This is a genomic window from Poinsettia branch-inducing phytoplasma str. JR1 (assembly GCF_000309465.1).
Taxonomy (GTDB): domain Bacteria; phylum Bacillota_I; class Bacilli_A; order Acholeplasmatales; family Acholeplasmataceae; genus Phytoplasma; species Phytoplasma pruni.
Map to the genome: position 1 here is coordinate 1 of NZ_AKIK01000101.1, position 4,426 is coordinate 4,426.

At 26.4% G+C, this 4,426-nt stretch carries 6 protein-coding genes; all 6 read right to left on the minus strand.

What is annotated here, in order from left to right:
• Positions 1 to 149: 149 nt before the first annotated feature.
• The 6 genes from ON17_RS02240 to rpsP all read right to left on the minus strand — a co-directional run bounded on the left by ON17_RS02240 (position 150) and on the right by rpsP (position 4,256).
• Positions 150 to 869: a TrmH family RNA methyltransferase gene (locus ON17_RS02240; RefSeq protein ID WP_017191869.1), complete on the minus strand. Its 720-nt coding sequence runs from the start codon at positions 867 to 869 to the stop codon at positions 150 to 152.
• Between the two features lie 39 nt (positions 870 to 908).
• Positions 909 to 1,361 (minus strand): Fe-S cluster assembly sulfur transfer protein SufU, encoded by a 453-nt coding sequence (gene sufU, locus ON17_RS02245; RefSeq protein WP_017191870.1) that lies wholly within the window; start codon positions 1,359 to 1,361, stop codon positions 909 to 911.
• A 45-nt stretch (positions 1,362 to 1,406) separates the two neighbouring features.
• Positions 1,407 to 2,654 (minus strand): tyrosine--tRNA ligase, encoded by a 1,248-nt coding sequence (tyrS, locus tag ON17_RS02250; RefSeq protein WP_017191871.1) that lies wholly within the window; start codon positions 2,652 to 2,654, stop codon positions 1,407 to 1,409.
• Positions 2,655 to 2,785: 131 nt separating this feature from the next.
• Positions 2,786 to 3,142 carry a 50S ribosomal protein L19 gene (gene rplS, locus ON17_RS02255; RefSeq protein WP_173363079.1) on the minus strand — a complete coding sequence of 119 codons (357 nt, stop codon included), beginning with the start codon at positions 3,140 to 3,142 and terminating at the stop codon, positions 2,786 to 2,788.
• Between the two features lie 33 nt (positions 3,143 to 3,175).
• On the minus strand, positions 3,176 to 3,928 hold the full coding sequence (gene trmD / locus ON17_RS02260) for a tRNA (guanosine(37)-N1)-methyltransferase TrmD (protein WP_017191873.1): 753 nt from the start codon (positions 3,926 to 3,928) through the stop codon (positions 3,176 to 3,178).
• 79 nt (positions 3,929 to 4,007) lie between these two features.
• Complete coding sequence (gene rpsP, locus ON17_RS02265; protein ID WP_017191874.1) at positions 4,008 to 4,256, minus strand: 30S ribosomal protein S16; 249 nt, start codon at positions 4,254 to 4,256, stop codon at positions 4,008 to 4,010.
• Positions 4,257 to 4,426: the final 170 nt, after the last annotated feature.

A 4,426-nucleotide genomic window follows, 5' to 3' on the forward strand; every position in this document is an offset into this window, starting at 1 on the left:
AGAACAATTAGAACAAATATTTAATCAGAACAATTGAAACATATAATACAAACATAAAACAAAAAAGAACCCTTTTAAGGGTTCTTTTTATATTGAGAAAATTTTTATCAGATAAAGATTATTTTTAGTATAAAGAAGTAATAGAAATTTTATTTCAATAAATACATTAAAATACTGCCAGCAACATTAACATTTAAACTTTCTACCGACAAAGTGTCAATATTGATAAAATAAGATGAAAGGTCTTTGACTTCTTGAGAAATACCAGACCCTTCATTCCCTACCACTAAAACTCTTTTTTTATTTTGTAAAAATTTTTGGTTTAATTCTTTTAAATCAATAGTTTTTTCATTAACAGAAGAACTGAAAATATAAGTGTTATCTTTTTTTAAATTGTTTAAAAAAGAGACGGTATCGCCTCTTTCTAAGAATAAATTAAAAAAAGCTCCTTGGGTAGCGGCGATCACTTTTTCATTATAAAAGTCAACACTTTTATCGCTGAAAACAACATGTTTAAAACCGAAAGCGCTAGCGCTTCTTAATAATGTACCAGCGTTACCAGGGTCTTGAACATCATCTAAGACTAAAATTTTATCACTTTGTAAAACGTTTTTTTTCATTTGACAAACTGCTACTTGAGAATATAAAACTTGATTTTTATTTAATTCTTTTATTAAGTAATCTTCCATCAGAATACCTTCGTGTTGGTCGGTATTATTGGTATAAAGTTCTAAAACAACCCCGCTTTTTAAAGCTTCTTCAACTAAATGCTCACCAAAAACTAAAAATTCTTGGTATAAATCGCGATATTTTTTTAAAGCTAATTTTTTTAATTTTTTAAATTTAGGATTTTGTTTAGATAAAATCATGGTTATTTTCTTTCTTAAATATATTTTTAATCAATCAAATTACTTCGGAGCAAGAAGAGTATTTTTCCTTTTTTGAATCATTTTTAACAATAAAACCCAAGGCATACTAGCGCATTTAAATTTGCCAGAAAAATGGATCACATTTTCTAAAATATGTAATTCTTCTTTTAAAACTTTTTTATCAAAAGGTTTATTTTCTAATAAATTAAGGAAATTATTAATTTGTTCGATACTTTCTTCTAAAGTGTTATTTTTCAAATGAATAGACATGAGTGAAGCGGAAGCTACTAAAATAGAACAACCTTGCAATTCGTATCTAATATTAACAATTTTATTTTTTTCCAAAGTCACTTGAAGAGTTATTTCATCACCACAAGAAAAGTTTTTTTGTTGAGATAGGTAGGCATGAGGATTATTTTTTTCTAACCCTATATTAGCAGGATTTTTATAATGTTTTAAGATTAATTGACGATACAATTCTTGTTTAGACATCACCAAAAGAACTCTTTCTTTTCCAATAAATTAAAAGACTATTTTTTAATTAAAAACGATTAAAGCTTTAAATTTATTTTTTTTAGTTAATAAAACGTATTTATCATATAAAACGTCTTTAGAACTTAAAATATAATCTACTTGTTTAATAGTATTTTTAAAAATTTTCACTGATCCTGAAGAAATGATTTTTTTAGCTTCGTTTTTAGAAGCAGTTAGTTGGGTTTGCACCAAAACGTCCACTAAAGGCAGATCAGTATTAGTTTGTACAGTTACTAAATGTTTTTGCAATAACACAAAATCTTCTTTTTGAAAAACATGTTTTTTAGAGAATAAAATATCGTTAACTTGAAAACATTCTTTAAAAGTCTCTTCTCCGTATAAAAAAGTAACAATACTTTTAGCTAATTCTTTTTGAGTTTTTCTTTGTTGTGGATTTTGTTGAACCTCTTCTTCTAATGCCATAATAAAAGTTGGCTTTAACAAAGTTAAAATTTTTAAATAATTAACTACATCATTATCAGCCGTATTTAAGAAATATTGGTAAATTTGATAAGGACTCGTTAATTTTTGGTCTAACCATAAAGTATTTTTTTCACTTTTGCCAAATTTAACCCCTTGACTATTTAACAATAAAGGGATGCTCATACCGACTGGTCTTTCCTCTAGGGGGGGTTTTTCTAATTTACGAATTAATTCTAAACCGCTGGTAATATTACCCCATTGATCAGAACCACCCATTTGTAGTTTAATTTGTTTATTTTTGTATAATTGATGAAAATCTAAAGCTTGTAAAATCATATAAGAAAATTCCGAATAAGAAATCCCTGTTTTCAACCTTTTGGCTATTGTGTCTTTAGCGATCATATAATTAACGTTGAATAATTTGCCGTAAGTCCTAAAGAAGGTAATAAGATCTATTTGAGAAATCCAATCATAATTATTAACAAATTCCACTTTATGAGGGGATAAAATGTTAGTTAGTTGTTTTTGAATTTGCTCTACATTATGATAAATCGTTTCTTTAGAAAGTAAATTTCTTTCTTTAGTTTCTTTAGGATCACCGATTAAACTAGTCGCTTGCCCGATCAAAATAAACGGAATATGACCTTTTTGTTGTAATAATAAAATAGTTGTAATTTGCACTAAATGACCTACAGTTAAAGAATTCCCAGTAGGATCAAAACCACAATAAAAATTAATAGATTCGTTATTTAACATTTCTTCTAATCTTTTCTCATCGCTACAATCTTTTATTAAATTACGCCATTTTAATTCTTGAAATAAAAGCATTATTAACTCCTTTAAATTATTTTTTAAAAAAATAAATTTCTTATATAACTTAAAAAACGAGATTAAAATAATCTCGTTTTTTTCATGATTCAAAATCTTTTTTATTAAATTATTTCTTAAAATTAAAAAAATTATTTTCTTTCTTTAATTCTAGCAGCTTTAGCTGAAAGTTTTCTGATGTAATAAAGTTTAGAACGTCTTACGATTCCACGACGAATTACTTCTATTTTTTCATATAAAGGAGAATGAATTGGGAAAATTCTTTCTACTCCTACGCCAGAATAAACTTTTCTTACAGTAATGTTTTCAGAAATGTTGCTGCCTTGACGTCTAATAACTAATCCTTCAAATGTTTGAATTCTTTTTTTGTTACCTTCTTCAATTTTAATGTAAACTTTTACAGTATCACCTGGTTTAAAATCAGGAACACTTTTTAAATTGTTTTCGTTAATTGAATTTAGTAATTCTTGTCCTTTTAAATTCATGATTTTCTAATTTCCTTTATGAAACGAATCATCTTCTCAATCTTTTTTATTGATTTTTTGATTTTTAGTTTCTTTTTTAATTTCTTCTAATAATTGATGTTGTTTCTCGTTTAAAGTAGTTTTTTCTAATAAATCTGGTCTTTTTAAAAAAGTATTTCTTAAACTTTCTTTTTCGCGCCATTGAGAAATATTTTCATGATGACCTGATAAAAGTATATCAGGAACTGATTTGTTTTGATAAGTTTGCGGTTTAGTGTATTGAGGATATTTCAATAAACCATTTTGATGAGAGTCGTTTAAATAAGATTCCTTTTTAATGACATCAGGAACTAATCTTGCAATAACGTCTATAAAAACTGTAGCCGCTATTTCGCCGCCAGTTAAGACGTAATCGCCAATGGAAATTTCTTCATCCACATAATCTAAAACTCTAGCATCTACACCTTCATAATTACCACATAAAATCACTAAATGAGAAAAAATTTGGGCATATTCAACAGCTTTTTGTTGGGTCAATACATTCCCTTGAGGAGATAATAAAATTACTCTACTTTTAGAATAAGTTTTTATCTGTTGAAGAACGTCGTAAAAAGGAGGAAATTTCAACAACATCCCTACATCTCCACTGTAAGGAATATCATCTATTTGATTGTGTTTATTATTGCTATATTTTCTTAAATCGTGAATTTCAAACTCAATTTGTTTGTTAATTTGTGCCCTTTTAATAATAGAATTATTTAAAAAACTATCAAAAAAAAAAGGAAAAATAGTAATAATATCAAATTTCATTTTTATAAAAGCCTTTTCACCAACTTACATCAATAATTAACCTAAAATATAATATTTTAGGTTAGGAAAAATATTGATTTTACGCTTGTTTATTATTGTTTTTGTATTTTTTTAATAAATTGTGAACAGTTTTTGTAGGTTCTCCGCCGACTGAACGCCATTTATCAATTTTCTCAACATCTAAATTAATTAAATTTTTGAATGGTTCATAAGTTCCTAAAATTTCTAAAAATTTGCCATCTCTTTTATTTTTGGAAGTTATAGCAACTACACGATAAAAAGGTTTTTTATGAGCACCAAAACGTTGTAAACGAATTTTAACTGACATTTTTTATTCCAAACCTGCTTTCTTTAAAAATACTCTATCTCACTAATTATAAAACAAAAAAACATATCTGTCAACAACTTAAATATAATAAATAATAATATTAATACTTATTTGAGCATGGCCATGCATATTTTCCAGTCTTCCTTATCAAGGGGCCCATGGATATCTCT

Bases quoted from the DNA above. Each gene is read 5' to 3' on its own strand.
- ON17_RS02240 (WP_017191869.1), bottom strand. From the start codon at position 869: ATGATTTTATCTAAACAAAATCCTAAATTTAAAAAATTAAAAAAATTA.
- sufU (WP_017191870.1), bottom strand. From the start codon at position 1,361: ATGTCTAAACAAGAATTGTATCGTCAATTAATCTTAAAACATTATAAA.
- tyrS (WP_017191871.1), bottom strand. From the start codon at position 2,654: ATGCTTTTATTTCAAGAATTAAAATGGCGTAATTTAATAAAAGATTGT.
- trmD (WP_017191873.1), bottom strand. From the start codon at position 3,928: ATGAAATTTGATATTATTACTATTTTTCCTTTTTTTTTTGATAGTTTT.
- rpsP (WP_017191874.1), bottom strand. From the start codon at position 4,256: ATGTCAGTTAAAATTCGTTTACAACGTTTTGGTGCTCATAAAAAACCT.